General features: G+C 54.5%; 1 rRNA gene. It reads right to left on the bottom strand.

What is annotated here, in order from left to right:
* Positions 1–523 (bottom strand): 23S ribosomal RNA (locus tag ACLJR2_RS23720); the annotation flags it as partial.

Raw genomic sequence — 523 nt, 5'->3', positions numbered from 1 at the left:
TCGCTGCCGCAGCTTCGGTGCATGGTTTAGCCCCGTTACATCTTCCGCGCAGGCCGACTCGACCAGTGAGCTATTACGCTTTCTTTAAATGATGGCTGCTTCTAAGCCAACATCCTGGCTGTCTGGGCCTTCCCACATCGTTTCCCACTTAACCATGACTTTGGGACCTTAGCTGGCGGTCTGGGTTGTTTCCCTCTTCACGACGGACGTTAGCACCCGCCGTGTGTCTCCCGTGATAACATTCTCCGGTATTCGCAGTTTGCATCGGGTTGGTAAGCCGGGATGGCCCCCTAGCCGAAACAGTGCTCTACCCCCGGAGATGAATTCACGAGGCGCTACCTAAATAGCTTTCGGGGAGAACCAGCTATCTCCCGGTTTGATTGGCCTTTCACCCCCAGCCACAGGTCATCCGCTAATTTTTCAACATTAGTCGGTTCGGTCCTCCAGTTAGTGTTACCCAACCTTCAACCTGCCCATGGCTAGATCACCGGGTTTCGGGTCTATACCCTGCAACTTAACGCCC

This window comes from Salmonella sp. SAL03688 (assembly GCF_046551895.1).
Taxonomy (GTDB): domain Bacteria; phylum Pseudomonadota; class Gammaproteobacteria; order Enterobacterales; family Enterobacteriaceae; genus Salmonella; species Salmonella enterica.
The sequence above is the reverse complement of the archived record's forward strand: the minus strand, read 5'-3'. Positions and strand labels throughout refer to the sequence as shown.